General features: G+C 34.7%; 17 protein-coding genes. 1 reads left to right on the top strand and 16 read right to left on the bottom strand.

Going from position 1 to position 22,205, the window contains the following annotated elements:
- The 16 genes from R6U77_RS18285 to R6U77_RS18210 form a co-directional block, all read right to left on the bottom strand.
- Entirely contained in the window at positions 1-597 is a 597-nt protein-coding gene (locus R6U77_RS18285) for a hypothetical protein (protein WP_319836732.1), read from the bottom strand.
- A gap of 125 nt (positions 598-722) precedes the next feature.
- The gene (locus tag R6U77_RS18280; protein ID WP_319836731.1) at positions 723-1,475 is read right to left on the bottom strand and encodes a hypothetical protein; all 753 of its coding nucleotides are present in this window, start codon (positions 1,473-1,475) and stop codon (positions 723-725) included.
- 17 nt (positions 1,476-1,492) lie between these two features.
- A complete protein-coding gene (locus tag R6U77_RS18275) occupies positions 1,493-2,644 on the bottom strand; it encodes a hypothetical protein (protein WP_319836730.1) in 1,152 nt (383 codons plus the stop codon).
- Positions 2,645-2,655: 11 nt separating this feature from the next.
- The gene (locus tag R6U77_RS18270; protein ID WP_319836729.1) at positions 2,656-3,099 is read right to left on the bottom strand and encodes a hypothetical protein; all 444 of its coding nucleotides are present in this window, start codon (positions 3,097-3,099) and stop codon (positions 2,656-2,658) included.
- Positions 3,100-3,111: 12 nt separating this feature from the next.
- The gene (locus tag R6U77_RS18265; RefSeq protein ID WP_319836728.1) at positions 3,112-6,933 is read right to left on the bottom strand and encodes a phage tail protein; all 3,822 of its coding nucleotides are present in this window, start codon (positions 6,931-6,933) and stop codon (positions 3,112-3,114) included.
- 23 nt (positions 6,934-6,956) lie between these two features.
- Positions 6,957-7,595: a phage tail domain-containing protein gene (locus tag R6U77_RS18260; RefSeq protein ID WP_319836727.1), complete on the bottom strand. Its 639-nt coding sequence runs from the start codon at positions 7,593-7,595 to the stop codon at positions 6,957-6,959.
- A gap of 15 nt (positions 7,596-7,610) precedes the next feature.
- Positions 7,611-8,264, bottom strand: a complete 654-nt coding sequence (locus R6U77_RS18255; RefSeq protein WP_319836726.1) for a hypothetical protein — start codon at positions 8,262-8,264, stop codon at positions 7,611-7,613.
- Positions 8,264-8,863, bottom strand: a complete 600-nt coding sequence (locus R6U77_RS18250) for a distal tail protein Dit (RefSeq protein WP_319836725.1) — start codon at positions 8,861-8,863, stop codon at positions 8,264-8,266. The genes R6U77_RS18255 and R6U77_RS18250 overlap by 1 nt, the downstream gene beginning before the upstream one ends.
- 2 nt (positions 8,864-8,865) lie before the next feature.
- Positions 8,866-14,655, bottom strand: coding sequence for a peptidoglycan DD-metalloendopeptidase family protein (locus R6U77_RS18245; RefSeq protein ID WP_319836724.1), 5,790 nt, complete (start codon positions 14,653-14,655; stop codon positions 8,866-8,868).
- A gap of 124 nt (positions 14,656-14,779) precedes the next feature.
- A complete protein-coding gene (locus tag R6U77_RS18240; protein WP_319836723.1) occupies positions 14,780-15,259 on the bottom strand; it encodes a hypothetical protein in 480 nt (159 codons plus the stop codon).
- 131 nt (positions 15,260-15,390) lie between these two features.
- Positions 15,391-16,395 carry a hypothetical protein gene (locus tag R6U77_RS18235; RefSeq protein ID WP_319836722.1) on the bottom strand — a complete coding sequence of 335 codons (1,005 nt, stop codon included), beginning with the start codon at positions 16,393-16,395 and terminating at the stop codon, positions 15,391-15,393.
- A gap of 32 nt (positions 16,396-16,427) precedes the next feature.
- The gene (locus R6U77_RS18230; protein ID WP_319836721.1) at positions 16,428-17,171 is read right to left on the bottom strand and encodes a hypothetical protein; all 744 of its coding nucleotides are present in this window, start codon (positions 17,169-17,171) and stop codon (positions 16,428-16,430) included.
- Between the two features lie 475 nt (positions 17,172-17,646).
- Entirely contained in the window at positions 17,647-17,937 is a 291-nt protein-coding gene (locus R6U77_RS18225) for an HU family DNA-binding protein (RefSeq protein ID WP_319836720.1), read from the bottom strand.
- 164 nt (positions 17,938-18,101) lie between these two features.
- Positions 18,102-20,726, bottom strand: a complete 2,625-nt coding sequence (locus R6U77_RS18220) for a hypothetical protein (RefSeq protein WP_319836719.1) — start codon at positions 20,724-20,726, stop codon at positions 18,102-18,104.
- Positions 20,727-20,760: 34 nt separating this feature from the next.
- A complete protein-coding gene (locus R6U77_RS18215; RefSeq protein ID WP_319836718.1) occupies positions 20,761-21,015 on the bottom strand; it encodes a hypothetical protein in 255 nt (84 codons plus the stop codon).
- Between the two features lie 22 nt (positions 21,016-21,037).
- A complete protein-coding gene (locus tag R6U77_RS18210; RefSeq protein WP_319836717.1) occupies positions 21,038-21,355 on the bottom strand; it encodes a hypothetical protein in 318 nt (105 codons plus the stop codon).
- A 239-nt stretch (positions 21,356-21,594) separates the two neighbouring features.
- Here R6U77_RS18210 and R6U77_RS18205 point away from each other — a divergent pair, with 239 nt between their 5' ends.
- Positions 21,595-22,185, top strand: coding sequence for a LexA family protein (locus R6U77_RS18205; protein WP_406601115.1), 591 nt, complete (start codon positions 21,595-21,597; stop codon positions 22,183-22,185).
- Positions 22,186-22,205: the final 20 nt, after the last annotated feature.

Here is a 22,205-nt window from a genome sequence, read left to right as displayed (position 1 = left end):
TTATTTGATTGTCCAATTCAATTGACCTGCTTTGTTTGCTTCTAGCGGAGCATAGAAGCGCTCCACTTCCAATCCTCTTGACTTAAAGACTAAATAACCATTTAAGTCTTTATTTGAAGTTAATTTCACTTCAATAAAGGCACTTTCATTAAAAGGGAGGGCGACAATAGGCTGAAAGAATAATTGAATATCATCTTTCCTATAAGTTGTTTTGTAGCCAAAGTTAATGGCTTTTAAGCTTGATTGCTGAGTTCCTTGAACGTTGTTGTAGTCAGCATAAGCTTCTTTATATGTGATAAGGTCTTTGTTTGTAAAATTTGTTGTTAAATGAAAAACTTCTCCATTTTCCGCATGGTATTCAATTTCAATTCTTTTTCCATTTAAGTTAAATGAACCATCTGCCATTTCAAAAAACAGTTTCATTCCTTGACCAAACAAACCAAAACGAATGACCTGATTTTTCTGTATTAAGTAAAAGTCATTTTTTTTATGTGTGAGTAGGTCATACTCAGCATAGTTTTTTCCATTTGCATAATCAGCGTTCCAATTAAAAGGAATACTGATTGCTTGTATATTTTGTGAGTCTGCAAATAACATGTTTATCAATCTCCTTCATTGCATTGAAGTTTTTCTTATAATAAATCTATAAAAATAGGGTAGGGGAACGAGTCCCATACCCTGTAAAGCCCATATTTTATTTGTTAAATGTCATTATGTTACTTTTATACATAACGATATGAAACACGTTGTATTAACAGATTTTTACCAGCTGATGCAGTAATAGGTACGTCTGCATAAACAGAAATCTTAACAAAGTTACCGCCTGCTAACTCAGCATTAGTGCCATCATCATCCGTGTTGTTGGCGAAGCCTAAAATTTCCTTAGCGTTAGGTGTTTTTTCAATTTTGATAGCTACATATTCTACTGTGCCATCAAAAACAGAGTTTCCTTCTACAGTTGCCCAAGAAGAAGGTTCATTTCCATCAGTTGTTCCTGCTTTCACTACTCTATAAATAAATCCATTAGCATTTGTTGGTTTTACATAAGTGTCTAATGCTAAATCTTGTGATGCTAACCAAGCTTGAGCAGTAGCAGCATTCACATTTGTGGTAGTACCTGTTGTGCCTAAATCTTTTGTTCCACTTAAGTTTGTCGGACTGAAGCCACTTTTACCAACAGGTAAAAAGGCTGTTTCATTTAAGCTGTCAACTCGTACATGGAACCAATTATCACGAACTGCTTCTACAATATTTCCATTTGAACCTCCATCACCACCACTACGGTCACGAGTTGTAAATGTTACTTCTTCCATTTTAGAGCAGTCTTCTGTTCCTCCACGATTGTTCCAAATGTAAAAAACTTTCGTAGGAGACATAGAATCTGCATCTACAGTACCGTAGTTTACTGTATTTTTTATTTCATTTGCTACTGTATTTGTTCCTTCATACCAATATACTTCAGGTGCTTTTGTCATTATAAAATTCCTTCTTTCTAGTCAATTTTTATTTTAATATTTACTGTCAGATTGTATGTATCTGTGTTAAAAGAGGGCACATTCAATCTGATTACATCATTTTCACTAATTTTTGTTGTGATAAGCTTATGCAAACCATTGTCTTTATAGCTACCTGAATCAATTAATAGAGGGGTATCAGTAATAGAAGCCCAATTAATAAAATCCTGAGATAACTCAACGTCTACTAACGTATCCATTGTCCCTGCTTTAGAGACAAAAGCTTTAATATCTATAATTTCTCCGTTGTGGGGAAAAACGATATGTGGGTCTTGAATACCTTGCAAAATCTCTTGCGGACAAATAAAAACGATTGTGCGGCAATCTGTTTGTTCACTAATATCTTCAACCTTAATGAAATGCTCCTTTGACATAAGACCATCATAGGATTCTGTAGCATTAGGAATATTCCCACCTAACGCATCAATCGGTACCCAATCCATGCCATTCCAACGATAACGAACACCAGAGTCATATACTTGGACAGTCCAACCAACTTGTGGATTAGGGTATTTTTTTGCGATATCAGCCTGTGTTTGTACGTAGGGCTGGTAGATAAGAACAGTTGTATGATAGGCATCATCAACTAATTTCGTTGCCTTTTTTGCATCTTCAGTAGCAATGAGAGCATTATTAGTTGCCTGATTGGAAGAATTGATGGCAACAATCATTCGTCCCATTATTTCTTCAAAATCCTCAGTTTTGTCTATCAATTCTTTTACTTGCTCTTTCGATTTTTCAATAATTTCATAGAGCGATTCATTGGCTGTAGCATCATAGTGCATGATTCTACTACTTGGATAAAGAAGGACACCTCTACCACGGTACATTACTGATACGGTTTCAGCTTCTTTTGCTGCGTGAAAAAAAACGAATCCATTCGTGTAATCACAATAGAATTCGTTTTTTTCTAAGCTGCTTTTTATAAACTTTTCATAATTCACTTCAAACATGCCTGATATTCTTACACGATATACGTTGTCAGGAATTTCAAGCAAAGCAATGCGCTGATTTACGATACGAGTAATATCTAATCTATCAACGAAAGGGTCATCAGGTGTTCCTTTTCGCCAAATGATATGAATTGGGTTATTAAAATCTAAATAACTAACAGGTTGTTTTGTTGTCAATTTTTCACCGCCTATCCGCCTATATTAACATTTGTGCTGTAATTATTTTTTAATGTTGTGCTAGTATTGGCATGTGTTGTTACTGTAGCATTTTCGACACTAACTAATGTCCCACCAATATAAACATTGCTGGAATTTCCATTTGTGATAGTGCCTGCTGCATTGGAATGTTGTCCACTAGAATATCTTTCATTACTTCCTAATGTATATGTATCATTCTCTTCTGTTCTATCGCCATTCAATACTGCATTTTTTCCATTAATGAAAACTTGGGTTTGTCTTGCATTTGCTTTTCCATTTACTTTTGCATCAGCTGAATATCCACCAACCCAATTATAATAAGGAATATAATCTGGATAACCGGAGTCTCCAGTTCTTTGATATCTTTGGATGCTTATATGTCCACTTGCGGTAGATTCATTCATTTCTGCGCCATCTAAAGCGATTCTTGCCATTGTAACACCTCATTAATTTAAATCAATTCTATTCCCATTAATTTTAATCCCGTTTGAAGTCAGCTCAATTTTACTGGAGCCAAACTCTAAACGAAGCGCATTTTGCGTCATTTCCAGCTTGCTTATCCCATTTTCAATTAAAAGCTTTTGTTCGCTCTTAATTAGAATAGAATCCTCTGTTTTTAATCTAATAGATTCATCAGGATTGTTAGCTAAGGCAATTTCACGTTTATTTGAGTTCGTACCTATATATTCAAAGAAGAAGCCTTGGGGTGTTTTATACTGATAGGCAATATTATTGTTGTTAGCACCACCAGAGCCCCAAGTCATTTTGGGATAACTTGCATCGCTTGTGCCATGAAAAGTTAGAACGAACTTTTCTACTGCTGAAGAAGAGGCTGTACCTGTTAATAGCTTAATATAATTATCTGCAATAAACACATGGTCTTGTGGCGAATTTCGATTGAGCGTTCTTAGCTTATTAACGGTTAAATCTGAAATATAGCTGCCTGTCACCTCATCTAAAATCGTTTCATCATAGCTGTCCATAATGATTAACTTTTTGGCATAAAGCATGCCATTAGTATCAACCCAAAATCTATCTTCGCCATTCTTAGTCCTGATTCGAATCGCATCATTGGCATTTAAGAAGATGTCAGCGTTCTCTCCATAGATAGAAATACCTTCTTCATGATCAAAAACAATTTTCTCACCTAGATTCCCATCAACGATTTTTAGATTGTGAGTCGTAATGTCTTTCGCATATAAAAAGCCATCCATATCCACCCAAAATTTATCATCGCCACTCGAATCAGTAATTCGAATCGCATCATTGGCATTTAAAAAAATGGTGGCATTATCACCATGGATTGTAATCCCGTCATACCAATCGAAGGTGATTTTATCCATTTCGCCATCCCAAATGCGCAAGTTTTTAGTGACAAGACCTTCTGCAACCAGTGTGCCATCATCCCAATCGGGGTCGCCAAGCGTTGCAAATAATTTACTTACCCATTTGTTGCCCTCCCATTTTTGAAGAGCAAGTCCATTTGTAGCATTTAAATAAGCTCTATACTTGCCATCACTTCTAACCGCAATGAAGCCAAACTCGTTCATAATTAAATTGTTATAGTAGCGCCCCATTTGTAAGCCAGAATAGAATAGGGAATCCTCAATGGCTTGGCGCAATCTAGTTGCTTCATCATAGTAATCCTTAAACATTTGAACAAATATGCCTCGATTTTCAATGACGCTTGTCGATTCAGTTAATGGGTCTGTCATATCAATTAATAAATTTTGTGATGCTAAAAAGCCATTATTGATGACTTTGATGTAATGAGCTATGTATGTGAGTAGCTCAAGATAAGCATTTTGTAAAGCGCTCGTTGAATATTTATCGGTAGTGGAGTGAACAGTAGGGAAGGTTTGGGTAAAGGTATCAAATGCACCCTCAACATTCGTATAATTATCTCGTTCACTTCGAATATATTTTTCCGCTTGCTGAAGTAACAGCTTATAATCAGAATGAATTTTATACAATTCTTTAATGATTTCGAGCTTTTCGAGCGTTGTCAGCTTGCCATCTGCAACGATTTTATCGAACAATCCAATATCGAAATAATTATTTTCGGCATCTAAGATGACTTTATCTAGGTTGTTTACGATTTTAATATTCTCTGCTACCATGTTGCGTGAATATAATATGCCGTCTGTGTTTGCCCATAATACTTTTTTCCAATCATCTTTATCTCTTTTACTGACAGAAAACCCTTCACATGTAGTCAAGGCTACCTTTGTAACACTGTTCCACGAAGTAAGACCAAAGCACTCATTGTCTTGAGGAATCAAATTTCCGTTTTCATCAAATTGATTATCAGAAACTAGCCCTAATCTCATGACTTCATCGCCATTTCTATTAAAGATAGTCGTTCTGGAGCCACGAGTCATCCAAATACCTGATTCATCCTCAATCATTAAATTGACGCCTGATATAATTTTGCCAAAAATACGTTCTCCAAAAATACCGTCCTTTGAAATTGCATGCTTCCAAGTGTTACCATTATCGTTTGTAATGGCTAAAAATCCATTTTGAATGACAAGCCAACTAAGAGGGTCTTCTAAATCCTTTACAATAATGCCACGTTCACTAATTTCAATTTGCTGATTATAGCCAGCCATAATCGCATTTTTTAAAGAATCCCATTTATTGTTAATGATATCATTAATCGCACCGTTATTTTCTTTAGATAAGTCCCATTTCCACTTTTCCATTTGAACGAGGGTAGAGGTGCTGCCTGCTTTATTTAGTGCTTCTAGCCAAGTGTTCTTTTCGTCGATTTCGTTGGAGATAGTAACAGTGATAGAGGCAGCTTCAAAATCGTGCCGAATTTCCGTAATTTTAGTTTTGATTTCAACTTGCAGCCTGTCATAACGGACACGAACTACATCTCCTAAACTAAGCTTATCCCAATCATTTTGTGCCTCGACGATACTTAAAAAATCAACTAAGCTCATATCTAATTTTACTTTTGGCTCAAGGTATTGACGAAAAACCTCTTTCGCTTCCTCAAGCAAATCTACTTCATCGATAATGACATCATTGACATATTCTTTTTCAATTTCAAAATAGGAAAGCTCCTTCAACTCAGCCTGTGAGAAATTATTTTCTCTTAATAGTTGGGCTTTTAAAATGGACAATTCATCCTCGTAGTCTTGCAATTGATATTTTAAATCGCGAATAAAGGATTCCTGTAAGGAAACTTGCTCTCTTTTTAGCTCTAAGCGCTGAATAATATCAGCATGTTTAGCTGTATGGGATTGGAAATTGGCATTTGAAATATCTAATTCATTTTCAATAATTGTTTTTTCTGTGTGCAAGGCGCTTAGCTTTTGTTCCTCTGTTTGAATAATCGCCTTTTGCTGTGTAACAGTAGCTGTTAAGTTGGCAAATTGCTCGGAGAGAGACTCGATTAATTGCTGGTAGTTTTCTAAAGCGATACATAGCTCATCACTCATATATTGTGAATGGCTTACTACCTGATCGTTTTCACGTTTAAAAGGATACATATAGTATCTGTAATCCTCTATGTATGCTTGGCCAGTAGGGTTGAGTCGGCGGATGGAAAGTCCATCTTGTCCGTAAGCTTTTAATCTAGTAATAGTTTCCGTGGTATTAGTAGAAAGGTTGAAGCTTTCTAAATACTTTCCGTCACGTAGATAAAATCCTTTATTGTTGCCAATATTATCTGGCTTATAAAAGCTGATTGTACAGTTAACTGAATCCCATACAATTAAAGCATTCCACATGTTGGCTAATTCATAAATGATTTCTAATATATTGTTGGAGGAAACTTCGTAGCTCCTATATATGTTTTCAAAATAGCTGTCAACATAGCCAAGCTGCCAATTGGTATTGACGGAAGATAAAATCTCCTTGACGATTTCGGAAAGGTTTTGGCTAACAACATCAAAGCTTCGTATATTTTTATCGCTTAGCTGGACGCCTAATGATAGGGCGTTGTACTGCACATATTCATCATTGCTATAGGCCTTAGTAGAATCATTAATCAGGAAGTATTCGGTGACATGCCCATACTTCAATTTTAATAAGTATCTATGCTTAATTTTATCAATATGCTCATTATCAATAGGGACGCCATCTTCAATCAAAATTGTTGGTATTTTAAATGATAGCTCATTTAATACTGACAGTTTTTTATCATATGTAATCTCATATGCCTCATGAATATGAGCAATTGTCTTTTTATCGGGCCTACATAGAAAAATTTTCGGTTGATCGGGCTTCAGGCTGTAATTTATTTCTCCTAGTTTCAATATCTCACCTCCTTATGATGCAATTACTCTTGAATAAAAATATTTTGATAACGTACATCCATATCAAAATCGCCAAACCCTTTTAAAATGCTAACCCCCAGTGGCAATTCTAGAAATTCGCCATTATGGTCATCATATCTATACACACCTAAATGCTGTCTGTCAGACACAATATCTTCCTTTTCACAATTAATATAAATTTCCTCGTTATTAATTAAGTTTTGAATGGTCAATGTTTGGTTAGTATTGACATTAGTTAACGCAATCGTTCCGTTGCCATTTTTTTTACGAATCCAGATTTTTGGCTTAATAGGTAGATCACCTAGATTTTCTAATATCTCACATGGCTCGAAGCTTATAGAAAGGGATTGGAGGTATGGTTTAATATCCATATTTTTTGAATGCATAACTACTTTATATTTAAAATATAGTTTGCTTAAATCATAATTTAATAAAAGGTGACTATTATGCAAATTCATTTCTGCCCAATCAGACCATACGCTATTGTCATTGGAGACAGAGAAATAAAATTCAACTAATTGTGAATGGGTATTAATTATATTTGCTTGAATAACGGTTACATAATTTGATAGATTGCTTGATATATCGTGGGATTTCGAGATATAAGTGCCTGTTAAGTTTAAGAGCGTGTTCCATTGCATGTTAAACACCTCATTTTAATCAATTTTTCCAAATGGTCTAAATTCACAGCTAGTGTTAATTGTTTTCCATTTAATTGTTTTTGCTTTGCGCCAAACGACTGAGCCATCTATTAAAGTAGTATTATTTTGAATACTCGACCATGAAGGCTCTGTTAATCCTGAAATGCCTGCTGTTTCACAAACATAATAAAATAATTTACTACCATTCGTAGAAAAGACAACATCGCCTACTTGATAGTTATAGCTAGCTCGCCATTCAGCTCCGCTTGCATCGTAAAATTCTTGATTCATCCCATTTAAAAATGATGGGGGAGCAACGGAGCTTTTACCATCAACAACACATTCATAAATATAGCCAGTGTCGGGAAGCGCTCTAACTAAATCGCCAGTGATATATTCTTTTTTTGCCTTCCAATGCTCTGCATGCACACCATCTCTTGTTGTAACCCATCCTACATAGGTGTTAACAGAAGGGGAGCCATTCCAAACAATTTGTCCAATTTTATATGTACCACTATTTATTTTGTCTATGGAATTTGCCTTTTTTTCAAGAGCATTTTCAATGATTTTGAAATTATTTCCGTAAGCTATAATGGTTTCTTGGATGTCATCTGTTTCAAATGTATTTTCTGTTACAATTTTTAACTTTAAGTCATTTGTTAGCTCCATTACTGTACTTCACTCCATTTCTTTTTTTCTAAATATAAGCTTCCCCAAGAGTTGTCGATTTTTTCGATGGTGAGTCCATTGGACGTTACTTCCATATTATTTAAATTGCCGTCAGGGAAAGAGGAGATACCCTCTTCAAGATGATAGCCTTTATCTGCTTCTCTGAATGTCAAATGGTCAAATCTATGCTCATGAGAATAGGAGTAGGGGGAATTGCATCTAATTGTTAATTCCACATGACCTTGATGAAGCCCGTTATGGATTAAACTAGAATCACCTTCAACTAAGGCATAAAAAATTCGATTTGGGTTGCTATCAAAAATGAAAGGCTTGTAATAAGGCTGAAAAAGCCAGCGTGCGATTTTTCTTATATCTTGATCCTTTATCCAACTGTCAAGATAAAAGGACAATTTAAAAGAGAGCGGCAGTTGTGCCACTCTCTGAAAATAAGGTGAAGGATTATTGGCAATTTGCTTTTCTACGATTTGACGCTGAGGCAGAAATGCTTCGTTGTAAAGATTGCCATTTGCCCAACCGATTTTGATACCCATTTCTTTAGAGGAAATGCCATCATATATAAAGTGGGTAGATTCCAACATAATTATTTAATTCCTTTCTTTCGAAGTAGTTCATCGTTCATCATTTTATTGAATTTCTTTAAATCATTCATATCGCCATTCATTTTATCAATATTAAAGTTAACCGTGATTGTATCAGCGCTAGCGGCAGTAGAAGCTACTAGGCTTTGGAATGGGCTAGACATCGCCTGCATAACGGATGAAAAATTATGTGAAATTGCTGAAAGACGAGTCGTTAAACCATCGCTGAATTTACTATTTTCCAACAGGTTTGTTGTATCGACTTTAGCTAAGGTAGCTGTATTTGAATTTGCAATGATAGCAGTTGGTCTATTGGTACTTAACGAGTCTATAGAAGAATGAATTCGATCTTGATAGGAGCCATTCAAAATATTGGCATTTTGTCGAATATAGTTTTTTAATGCTTCTTGCTCTTGTTTTGATAACTTCTTAAATTCCGTATCAAAGCTGGAATTTGCTTTAATTTCTGAATGATTTAAGCGTCCTTCGGCAGCCAATCTATTTGCTTCATTTTTCAGTGCATCACGCGCTTCGCCCATTGGTAAGCCTTTGCGGACAATATCCGATAAAAATTTACCAAATAACACTTGATAATCGCCACCATTTAAAGACGAGGAAGTGTTAGAGCCTCCAGCTGAAGGAGGGTTTGTTTTAGGCTTATTAGGATCAAATTCCTCTGTTCTATTGGGAGTAGCTTTTCGCAGGTCGCTGAATTCATTGATGGCTTCAATAGCTTTATTTAATTGATCAATGACATTTTCACGAATTGATATGCCTACCTCGCTCATTGTGCCATCTAAAGTATCAGCTAATAGGGGCAGCGTATTTTCCATTTCTGTAACATAGCCCTTAAAATGATCAATTATTTTATTATAATGTCCCTCTGCAAGGTCAGAGCGTATTTTCATAAACTCTCTTTCATTATTAAGTAAATCATTATAATGCTTCTGCAAATAGGATTTTTCTTTTTCAATACGCTCAACATTTTTTCGATACTGCTCATCTTCAAGTTCTTCACGCTCACGCATATTGTCTTCTTTATCAGTAAGCAGGTCATTTAAAGCCTCTTTTTGTAAATCAATATCACGACTATGACGCTTTTCTGAAATATTTTTATCAATACCATCTAGCTGCTCCTGTAATTGCTTACGCTTCGCTTTAGCCTCATAAGAATCATCTAATGCTAGAATGTCTATTTGATCAACAATTTGAGTACGTTCAGATTCAAGCCCATCAATATCCATCTGATAAGAGCGCCCAGCCTCTTGACGGTCAAGTAACTGTAATTTTTCTTGTACACTGCGACGAAATAAATCTAATTCATCTTGAATCGCTTTTTTACGTTTGTCAAAAGCCTCTTTTTCTTTTTCAAGCTCCTGATCAATCATATCTATATGCTGATCTCGGCGTTCTTGCACATACTCTTTATAGGCATTTATTACTTTATTTGCCGTATCATCAAGGAGCTTTTTTTTAGACTCCTCTAAGGACTTTGTTAATTGATCCACTGCTACTTTAGCATTCCAATAAGCTGCTGTTGAGTCTTCCATCATTTCAGTAGCCTGTTTGATTTGCTCAGGATACAGTGCAAGGCCCTTTAATTTTTCAGCTTGTTGGCGCCTAGTGTTGTCATGTACTTCAGCTAATTCTTGTTGTAGCTTAATTTCTTCTTCTACATTATTTAAATAATCAGCAGAGCCTTCTTTGTATAAATTTCGAATCGTTTTGAGCACATTAATTTTATCGCTTAAATCATCAACTTGCTCATCTGCGTTTGCTTTAATATTAGCAACAATTTCAAAGTTATTATTGTTGATTTCCTGCGCTAAATTCTTAATCTCAACAGTCAAGGCACTTGCATCATTTTTCATTGCCTGTAATACTTCGCCAGAATATTCACCGCTAGCAATCAGCTTATTTAAATCATCTAAATCCTTTTGATTGATTAGCATTTTGCGGTTGGTATGCTTGTTAATCTTTTCTAATGTTAAAACATAGCGCTGGGAGCTTTTATCAAGCTCTTGTATTTTGGCTTTTTCATATTCAATTACTTGGTCTTGCTTCCCTAAATTATATTCTCTAGCAGAGGTCCTATCCTCAAGCTGTTTAGCACCAATTTCATTTTGGGAGCTTTGCACGGAGGTTTTAAGGTTGACGATTTTTTTATTCAGTTCATCAATAACAATTTGGGATAAGTCACCTTGTTGAATTAATTCTTCATAAAAGGCAATTTCCTCTTTATCAACATTTTGCTTGCGTTTTAAAATATCGACTTGCTTGTCGAGTGTTGCATTGTATTTGGAAGAATCCCTATTGATATTTTTAAGTTTTGCTTCTTCAAAGGCATAGCCATTCTCTAAGATTTGACGTCGGTCATCGAATTTGGCGGTATATGAATCAATGGTTTCTTTTTGTAAATCAGCAATGGTTTGTTTTTGATCTAGCATTTCTCCTTGTAGAGCATCAAGGGCAGCTTTTGCGCGATCAATACTTTCTTGTGACGTAGAAACAGCCACATTGGCATTTGTGCCAGCTGTAACAGTGCCATTTTTTGCATTGCTTAAATATGTATTAGGGTCAATTAGCTTTCCATTATTTGAAACTTCATAATGTAAATGAGAGCCTGTGCTGTTACCTGTACTACCGATATTTCCAATATGGGTACCTGCTTTAACAGTATTTCCAACTTTAGTAGCAATTTTGTCTAAGTGTGCATATAAGTGCTTAACACCTTTATCATCTATAATCGCTACATTGTTCCCATATGAATTATGCCATCCTGCTGAAACTACTTTACCATTCACATTGGCATCTAATCGAGTTCCTTTAGCACCTGTAATATCTACACCTCGATGAAATTCAGGTTGTCCGCTAGTAGGGCTTATCCGATTACCATACTGACTTGTAATTCGACCATTCCATCCATTTAGCTTTTGAGGTGTTGTAGAGGAAGAATCGACAGTTACATTACCAGTTTGTTTAATTTGACCTGTAGCAATTTGCCGCTCCAAGGCCTGTGCTTGTTTTTCTTGAAGAGCCAGTTTTTCTTGTTCTAATTTAATTTGAGTTTGTAAAGATTGGCGATATGCTTCGGAATGTTTGGGTAAATCTTTTCTAAGTGCCTCTTGTTGTTGAATAAGTGTGTTTAAATTACGAATGGCTTCAGCATATTCGTCTGTAATATAGATAGATTCTTTGGTAGATGAATTAGATTTGGAAGTTGATTTCTCTGATTTTTCTACTGCATCTGAATAGCCTGAGATAGATTTAATATTGCCATCAAATGTAGATTTAAGCTCTGCCATACTTGTTCGTAGTTCTTGGAGTCTGGATACATCAGCACTAGAATTTTTATCCATCCAAGATTTTAAGTTAGACATTTCATCATCCATAGTCAATGCGCCTGCATCTACGGCGCTTTGCATAGAATTAGACATTCCATTATAGGACATTAGAAGAAGTTCTAAAGCGATAATTTCAGCTTCTAAATAGGAAATACGATTTCGTGATTCTTCAGCAGCAGCTAAAGTCATTTCTTGCTCATATGTTAATTTTCCATCACGAGCCAACTGATAAGCTTTCAGTAAAACTTCATTAGCTTTGTTTTCTTTTTCAATTGCTGCTCGCTTTTCATCTGAAAGTGCAATAGCTGTATCATCTTTACCTAATAGGTCAGGGTAGACAGAAGATAACTCCTTCATGACACTTAAACGTTCCTCTAAGACACTCTTCACGTACTGTTCTTCTGCTGATAATTCTTTTTTATTATAGATGTCTTGAAGTTGCTGTTGAGTGTAAGAGGAGAGTTGATTTGTTAACATGTCATATTTAAATAGAAGGTCATTCAAACTCTCTACATATGAACTAGAGACACCTGCCATCTTTTCTGCAACATCTTTGAACTTATGCATTTTGGTAGCAAGGTTATCTACGGACTCACTTGTTTCGTCAATACCTTCTGGTAATCCATTCATATCAATAGCGACTTGTCCAACTGTTTTTCCAGTAGTGTTAGCAACATCCTTGAATTGAGCAAAATAATTAATTGCATTTAATACTTTAGAATTTAAAGCATTTGTAATTACCGCAACTTCTTCTTGAGTTAATCCTAATTTGCTTAGCTCACTGCTGAATGATGAAACATTAGATTTTACACTATTAGCAACAGAATCAAAATTATCACCAGTAGAATTTTTTAACCTATTGAATTCATTATCTATACCATTAACTAGGGAAGAAGCATCAGGATTAGAGAACAATCCTTCAAGAGCTGAACGCAATTCTTTTATATCATCAATGTTAGCAGCATTAATTAATTGAGCAGAAAGTGTTTGTGAAAGAGTCTTTGCATTATCATTGAAGCTGTTATTTTTAGAAATAATATCTTCTACTGTACTAATGTAGTCTCTTTTTAATGCTACTGAAGAGCTTTTAGCTTGAATCTCTGTATTGTTTAATTCTTTAATGAGATTCTTAGTTTCGAAAATCATTTTTTCAAGATAATGTATATCTTCTTGACTTCCATGTAGTTTAGCACGTTTTAATTTTGATTCAAGCTCAGGTAATAATTTACCTCCTAGTTCATCAAAGGAATCATAGATAGGGTTTCCTTTTTCGTCAACAAGTGCTATTACATATTCTGATGTTATACTACTAGTCGTTCGGCCATCATTACTAAATAACGCAAAACGTTGAAGTTCACTCTTTATCTCAGAACGAGAATCATCATATGTCTTTTCATTCACCTTTATTCTGTCATTTCTAGCGCTTTCTTCTTCTAATCGAGCTTTTTCTCTTTCAAGTTCTAATTCTTCTTTGAGTAAATCAATCTTAATTTTGATTGCTTCATGACTAGACACGATTTTTCTACCATATTCATCTGTACCGGTTGCAAGAGAGGGGAGGAGCTTTCCAATTTCATTTTGAATATCATGATATTCTTTAATTGTATTATTGTCAGGATTAGATTCCTTCATTTTGTCACTAAGGTCACCATATTTGGAAACTAAGGAGTCAATTTGCTGTTTATTTTGGCTGTATGAATTCAGCAGCTCTTTATTTGCGGCTGCCACTTCTTCAGCTTGTCTTTTGGATTCGCCCATTTTGGCTACAACCGCACCTACTACTTTTTCAATAACAAAACCTGCCGCAGCATAGGCTAATCCAGCACCAGTGGCAATCGCAAATCCTTTTATTGCGACTTTGGCTACATTAGCTGCTGTAGCTAAAGCAGTCAATCTAGTAGTTAATTCAGATGTCGAGGTATCTGCAGCAGATGTGACAGTTGTTACGGTTCGCTGATCTTTAATAAATTTGGTCATTTCTTCAGAAGTATTTAGTAAATTGGTTCCCAAAAGAGAAAAGCCAGAATCTGCAAACCCCATTATATCAATCAAATTTTCTGAACTACCTGCAGCTTTCTGCATCTCTTGGGAAAGAACCACTAGCTCCTGTGTTAAAGTCAAGCCCCCTACTGATTGTGAAGCTAAAGTTGACCAGGTCGTATTTAACGACATAAGGGCTTCGTCTAATTGTAAAACTTGCTCGTAGGTATCCTGTAGACCATAGCTAATCGATTCTGATACTAAATCAAGAGGAAGTTCCTGTAGTGCAGTTTGAATGGAATCTAATATGCCTTCAATTGTGCTATTATCCATTGAATATTGAAGCTCAAGGTTGATAGATAAATCCTTTTGTAGTTTGTTGATGTATGTTTGAATGTTTTTTTTAGAAGTACCTTCAGCTACATTTAATGCTAAAAGTAACTCGATTGGTTTATTCGTTTGGCTCACTGTATCATACTCCTTTATTAAATGTAGTGAATTTTTTATTCTGAAAAAAGCATACTTTGAGCAGGGGAGTACAGATTTTTTCAAAATAAAAAGACCTCACATTGGTGCGAGGTCTTCATGATTTTTATTGTGCTGTTTGCTCCTCGTTATGCTTATTGAACTCTACAAGCATTTTTTCTGCTAGCTCGCTAATGCTGTACAATTGCTCAATAACTTTATTGATTTCTTGCTCATCAAATATTAATTCCTTGAATACGCGGTGTAAGCCAGTGGCGTACATCTTGTCGGCTGTTTCTTTATGAATTTCATAGGATTGGCCATCTAACTCGTCCTTCAATGAGGAGAAATGCTTGAAAATCAAAAATTCGGTATAACGAATTAATTCAAAATCGTTTGCTAGAAATGCGATATTCTTTTTTTGATACTCATCAATTGTTTCGATTAGTTCCACAAATAGCTCATCTTTTTTGCTTTGGCTAAATGTAGGGTAATAGAAAATAAATTCATCCTTTTCCTTGTCAAAGTAAAATTTTTTCTGTTTGTTTAATTCCTCTGTTTTTTCATTAATAAAAGATAAGCCAATTGGATTTTGTTTTGCTGTCATGATAAAAATGCCCCTTTTCTTGTTAAATTTATTTATAAATAATTCAAGTTTTTTTCTAAAAATCTTAGAAAAACAGTTCAATTATTTAGAATGAAAATAGAGTAGGGGGGTGTCCCTACTCTATAACGTCATTAAATGACAGTAACCTCTACAGTATCGCGGTTACCTGCTGCATCGGCTACACGCACCATAACAACATCACCTGTATTTGCAGATGCTGCTAATGTAATGACGCCGTTCGTATCAACTGCTGCAATCGTAGCGTTATCAGAAGTAAATGTTAAATCACTGTTATCTAATTGAATTGTGCCATATAAGCCTCCGCGTTGACCGTAAACCGTCACTTGCTCTGAATCGGCAGGTGTTAAGCCTGCTTCTAATGTTAGCTCCGGCTTATCTACATATAAGCTATGCACTTGAACTATGTCATTGTCAAAGCGTTTCACTGAGACAATTGCATATACGCCTTTTTGGTCCGCTAATGCTCGACCAGTCATTGGAGTTGATGAAACGCCACCCGCTGTCATTGATAACTCTAATGCACCGTTTGGTTTATATTGTGGAACGATAATTTGCATTTCTCCAACTTTACCGTTATGTGTGTTAATATCTGCGTTCATCACCATTGTCACGGCTTTTGGGAATGCATCGCCTGTAATTTTAATTGTGTCCATTACTTCTTTGTATGCATAAACAACGTTAACTTCTTTATTTGCTAATGCAGAGTATGTAAATTCATTGCCGTTTGGAACGACTTGCACATATTCACCATTGTCAGCTTGCACGTGAACAGTGCCAAATGGTGTATTTGGTAGCGTACCTTTCCCAGTGCTATCTAATGTAATAAATTCATCTGCGAAATAGTCGCCTAATTCACGTAAAATACCAGTGCCGTTTTGCATCGCTAAATATTTTAAGTCAAAAGTAGCCTCTGTTACTGTGAAAGTAAGCTCTTTTTGGTAGTTATATTCATAAATACCTTTGCTGCCTTTACCTGCATTGATTACTTGTGATTGTACTTGCTGCTGCATTGATGTATCGAGCTTTGTTTTACCATTTAAAATTAAATCATTTGTTTGTGGATCAAAAAATTTCACTTCTGATACGGATACTAAAAATTCATTTTCTTTTGTCATTATAATTCCTCCAATAAATAGGTGTTATGTCGTTATCCATTAATAGTTTGATTCGCTTTATCAATAAATTGTTTAGCGTTTAGCTTAATACCATCATCTTTATGTACATCCTCAATATGACCTAGCCAATGAGGAAGCGTTGTATTTTCTTTAAATTCAACAAATCCAGAATAGCGTGCATTTAAAATAGCTTCAGCGCCTAAAATATGGTCAAATCGCGTTAAGCCTTTTTGGAATTGGTAGATTGTCAATTCAGCAATTTCAAAATAGGGGAGTTTACTCATGCAATGATAGGCAATAATTTGTTGATCGATGCCAGCAGTTTGATTGCCATGTTTATGAAGAAATTCTTTAGCATCTTCAATTTGCTTTTTGACTTCTGGATGAATAAAGTTATCGTCGATGTCGACTAAATTTTGTTCGCTAATCATTGTTTTGATTTTATCGAAGTCACGTTCACGAATAACGATTTCATTTTTTATGATGATTTCGAATTTATTTTTGTCATTCAGATGAAATTGAAAATCATCAGTTTTTAAAACAAGTTCTAATAATCGAATTAGCTTATCAATAAGAAAAGTTAATTCGTTTGTGGAAATTAACATTAAAAATTGCAAATAAGACATTCTTAAAATGTTAATATCCTGTGTAGCATTTTTAGGCAGCATTAAGCATTGTACAACATCATAGAATTCTTCACAGTCCCTCATTTTGATAGGATGTAAGTCTAAACCTTTATATTTTCGAGGTTTTCCAAACACATCTGAAACGGTCATACTTGAATACCTGCTATGGGGCTGTTAGAAGAAAATTTGCTGATGTGACTACTTACATCAATCCTTATTTTGTGTACTTGCATTGATAAAAGCTCCTTTTTTCTAAATAAAAATGTGCTATGCTCATGCGCATTTTTATCATTTTGTTTTCACAACACGTAAACCTCCTTCTGAAAATATATTTAATTAATAAAAATGGAACAAATAGTCCACCTTTTCAGATACTAAAACCAAGATGGTCATTGATGTATCCTAACATACGCCATAAAATGGGCGGTCGGTTAATTGAACAATAGGAGTAGCATAAAATTTTTACTATTATAGAAGAGGGGGAATTTTCAGTAAAAAAATAGATGGTGTTCGTTTATTATGGCATTAACCGTTACAGCATTTTATAGCGTATTTTAGCATAGCTCAATTTTTTTCCATAAAAAATAAAAATGCAGGAGGAGATGCTTCCTCTTGCATTTTTAGATTATTTGACTTTTTCCTTTAATGCTTTAGCAGCTTTAAATTTCGCTACATAAAATGCAGGAATCATCATTTCTTCACCTGTTTGTGGATTGCAGCCTTTGCGAGCTATGCGCTCAGCTTTTGTAAAATCGCCAAATCCAGTAATAGATACTTTTTCACCAGAAGCGATTGTATCTCCAATTGTGTTGAAAATGCTATTAATAATTGCACGTGCTTGATTGTTAGTAAGCTTTGTATTGATTATTTGTTCCATTGCAGCTTGTACGTTTTTAGCTAATTGCACTGTGTTCATATATTTCTTCTCCTTAAAATATATTTAATTAATTTTAAAAAGAGGGATACAAGCTATCTTCCCTTGTAGACTACGCAAGAAAAGTGAATATAACCTCTTTGTTGAGCCTTTAAATCGATTATGCTATAGCTATATGATGCTGGTTAAGCCTTATATAGCAACGATTATATCGTTTTAGCTTTTAGGACACGCTGCTTTCTTTTACCTTCTCGCCAAGATTTTCTAGTGTGTTCAACCTTACATTGTGGGCATAGTAATTCGTTGCTTTTTCCTTTAAAGCGAGTTGGGCAATTATTGCACTGCACTGACCCGTTTAAATTATAGGCTAAGTTTTGATAAATAATATCGCCAACAAGGCTCCATATCGTTTCTTTAAATCTTGAGTTTTTTACATAGAAATATTTTACTAACTGGTCTGCTATATGATGTAAATCTGATTCAATTTTTAATAATTCTTCCTTTAAATAGATAATAAACCCTGTGTCACCAATTTCATCTTTTGACATATATTTATGCTTTTCTTTATTAATCTCGATGAACTTTGCTATTAGTTGTTGGTTTACTTCAATAGAAGAGTTCTTCATTAAATTTTTATAGTCGAATATGCCAGCTGTATGTTGAAAGCGAATAGGCTTATTGGGAATAAGCAAATTCAATTTATTGACGGTTGTAAGGTTATTCGTATTTTCTGCTAGTAGTGCCAATACTTGATTGTCCTCCTTATCCTTTGCATATTTAAAGAAGTGGGGGAGCTTGTCCTTTGCATACAGCTTTAACGTATTTGCTACATTTTCAGGCTTTTTCGGTAAGTACAAAGTTTTTGCATAGTCGATGACAAAATTATTATACATACATAGCCATTTGATTGCTTCTAAATTTGGATTTTTGGAATTCCAAATTTTGCTGATGTCATTACTAATAATACCGATATTCGCTTGATAAGCGCTTATTAATGCATGATAAATCGTATTGTTATCAAGTATTTTATCTTCCGCTTTATGCATTTCATAGTATAAAGGCACAATGTCCTGCATTTCTCTTTTAGCAACAGCGATCAATGTAGGATCTTGCACAACTAGGCTTTTATCGCCATCATTATCGAATTGTAAAATTTTGCTAATAGCATCTTTCACACTTGTATAAATGCCTTTTGTTATAAACCATTCCGCTATAGATGTATCCTTTATGTTAGTGCGAATGGCATGCTCTTTATATAAGTGAGGAGCACGCAAAATATCTAGGTCTCCACTATTAAAAATATTGCAATATACTTGATCTGATTTTAATAAGCCATTAGGATTCGCATCCTTTAAAAATAGCCATTCACAAAAAGCATAAACATCAGGAATGATAAAAGTATAATAGCCATTGATATTTAATTTACCAGCCTTTGCCTCTTTAATAAGCTTGCGTTTTTTATTTTTAATCACCTCTCTACAATGGGGGTCACTCAGCAGCTCGGGATAGAGCAGCAGCGATTTTTGAAAATGGTTCATATTAGTATTTTCCTTAACGGCACCTAAAACTTTTAGCATCGTTTTTTTGTCTTTACCTAGCATTGAAATGTCGTGAACTGTTGAAGCGGCAATGCTTTGTAGCTCTTCAGCAGTCATCGTCACTAATGTTTGCAGCATTTGATAATTCATGCTTGCTTTCGTACCAATATCCTCAATGTTTAATTTGGCAGCCTCACAATGATATTTTTTAAATTGATTTTTATAGTCATCCCAACAATCATAAAACTTCCACATTTTAAATTGTGATTTTGTCAAAATGATATTAATATTATCTGCGATAATATCGTATTCCTTGCCATAAATATCCGTGATTTTAGGGCTGCACTTTTTTTCTTCAATGAATTTTTTGAAGTCGAAGGGTGTTAGTAAACCTTTCATCCAAGGCATTCTAAACATAAAGGATTTTTTGGAGACGCTAGGGAGCATAATGCCACAGCCATCCATATGTTCAATTGGAATATCCATTTGTTTTCTTGTAATTTCAAATGTTTGGCTATCAATATAATCAACGATAGCCTTTACCTCAGTGGAGAAATCATCTACTACAACAATTCGGTCAATATTAAATCTTGTCCATTTAGCGGAGGCTGAGTTAGCTAATGCTAAATAGGCCTGATATTTATTGGCATTGATTCCACCTTTACTATTAATTAGATTCAATGATAATCCACATGTTATCGCATTTTCATATGTGTTATATAGTTCCTCTTGAATTGCCACGATTTTTTTTGTTCGAATTTGTCCTGCACTGGATGTAAAGTATTTATATTTGCTTTCCTTATAATAAAAACCATTGTGGATGATAGATTTTAAAATATGGTAATGAAATATTCTAATGACAAACAGCTTGGTTGTAATTTCATTATTTTTAAATTGGCATATTCTTGTAAGGGAAGATTCAAATACGCCTATTTTGTTGTTAATTTTTAAAGCATCCTCTCGTAAAATTCGAGTTTTAGAGGCTGGATATGACTCAATTAGTGCTGTTAGAGCTGCTTTATATCGATTAACGTAGGAAGAGACGTAAAGCAGCCTTACATGATATTGCTCTAACTTATTCGTATATCTGTTTATTAGTAATTGCTCATCAGAATTAAGTGCGATTTTGTCATGTTGAAAATGGATAAATGTCTGTATTTCTTGAATTCTGTTTTTCAATTTATTTTTTAAGCGCAATGCTTTAAAATATTGATTATTTATTGCCATTTCCTCGTCTGTATAGAAATCTTTTGTTTCTAATGAGTGTAAATATACTTGATTTTGTAGTGTCATCATAATCCCCCTCTAAAAATATATTGAATGAATGCTAAAATTTTAATTTATAATATGTATGCATATTTGATTGAATAAAAAGCCATTCTCGATATGTAATTTCCTCGCTGAGCTGGTAGCGCTCATAAATTTCCTTTTCATTAGGACTCAACAGATCAATTTGATACATTTCCTCTAGATAATAGCGTAATTCTGATAAATTAGACGCTCGAGACCAATCTTGATTTCTTGCTAAATAAAAGCTTGGCACTTCCTCACCAAATCCTAACAGCTGTTTTCTTTGATTCATTTAATCTCCTCCGTATTTTCAGTTAAAATAATTCAATCGTGTAATCAATCAATGTAATAGCTATCCATTCAATTTCATCGTTTACGACATTTAGAACAGTCCAATCTGTTCTATTTTTATAGTGCTGATGGATATAATCAACCGCTGCATCTATAGCCTGCTGTTCGTTATTGCTATCCATCGCTCGTTCAAAGGTAATATGGATTTTATCCTTAATAATTTCAACACTGCTATCATCCAAATGTGGATGTAAATCGTACTCTGCATCCTCGTAAATCATGTCAAGTTGATAGTTTGGGATTTGGTAAATGATAGAATGAATAAGTTTAATATTGCTCATATATGACGCTCCTTTTTATAAATTTTTATGCTATAATTAAAATAAATAACCGAACAAATGTTTGTCTATTGGAAATAGATTACTACAGAATATCTGTACTTTCAAGTTAAAAATACAGATTTAATGTATATTTTCCTTTTTATAAGATTTAATTTTAGTTTATCTGTACAAAAATACAGAATTACTGTACAATGAATTTCAGGAGGTGAAATAGAGTGAGCGTTGGTCAAAAAATAAAAATGTTGAGGAAAACGAAAGGTCTTACGCAAAGTGATTTAGCAAAAAAGCTTGATATCGTTTCAACTGCTGTATCTGCTTGGGAGAGAGATGCAAACAAACCGATGCTTGATAAAATTGCTCTAATGGCAGATATTTTTGAGGTACCTGTTTCTTACTTTTTTGATGCAGAGGCTGGACCATTAAATGTTATCCCTGTACAGCCCAATTTTGTGAAAATACCGATTTTGGGAACGATTGCTTGTGGCGACCCGATTTTAGCGGATGAAAACCATGATGGATATCGTTATGAGCCAGCAGATACATTACCTAAAGGCAATTTATTTTATTTAAAGGCGAAGGGTAACAGCATGGAGCCAACTGTTCCGAATGGTTCTTACGTATTAATACGAGAGCAACCAGAGGTAGAATATGGAGAAATTGCTGCTGTTTTAGTGAATGGAGATACAGAAATGACACTAAAGCGTGTTAAAAAACAAGGCGATACAATCTTGTTGATGCCTGACAACCCAGAGCATGAGCCTTATATTATCACAGAGGAAAATCCAGCGCATATTATTGGTAAAGCGGTGCGTTATACACAGGATTTATGAAATGATGCATTTAATAGTAT

It is taken from the genome of Lysinibacillus louembei (assembly GCF_033880585.1).
In the GTDB taxonomy this organism is placed as follows: Bacteria; Bacillota; Bacilli; order Bacillales_A; family Planococcaceae; genus Metasolibacillus; species Metasolibacillus louembei.
Note: the sequence above shows the minus strand (reverse complement) of the source record. Positions and strands in the feature narration are given on the sequence as shown.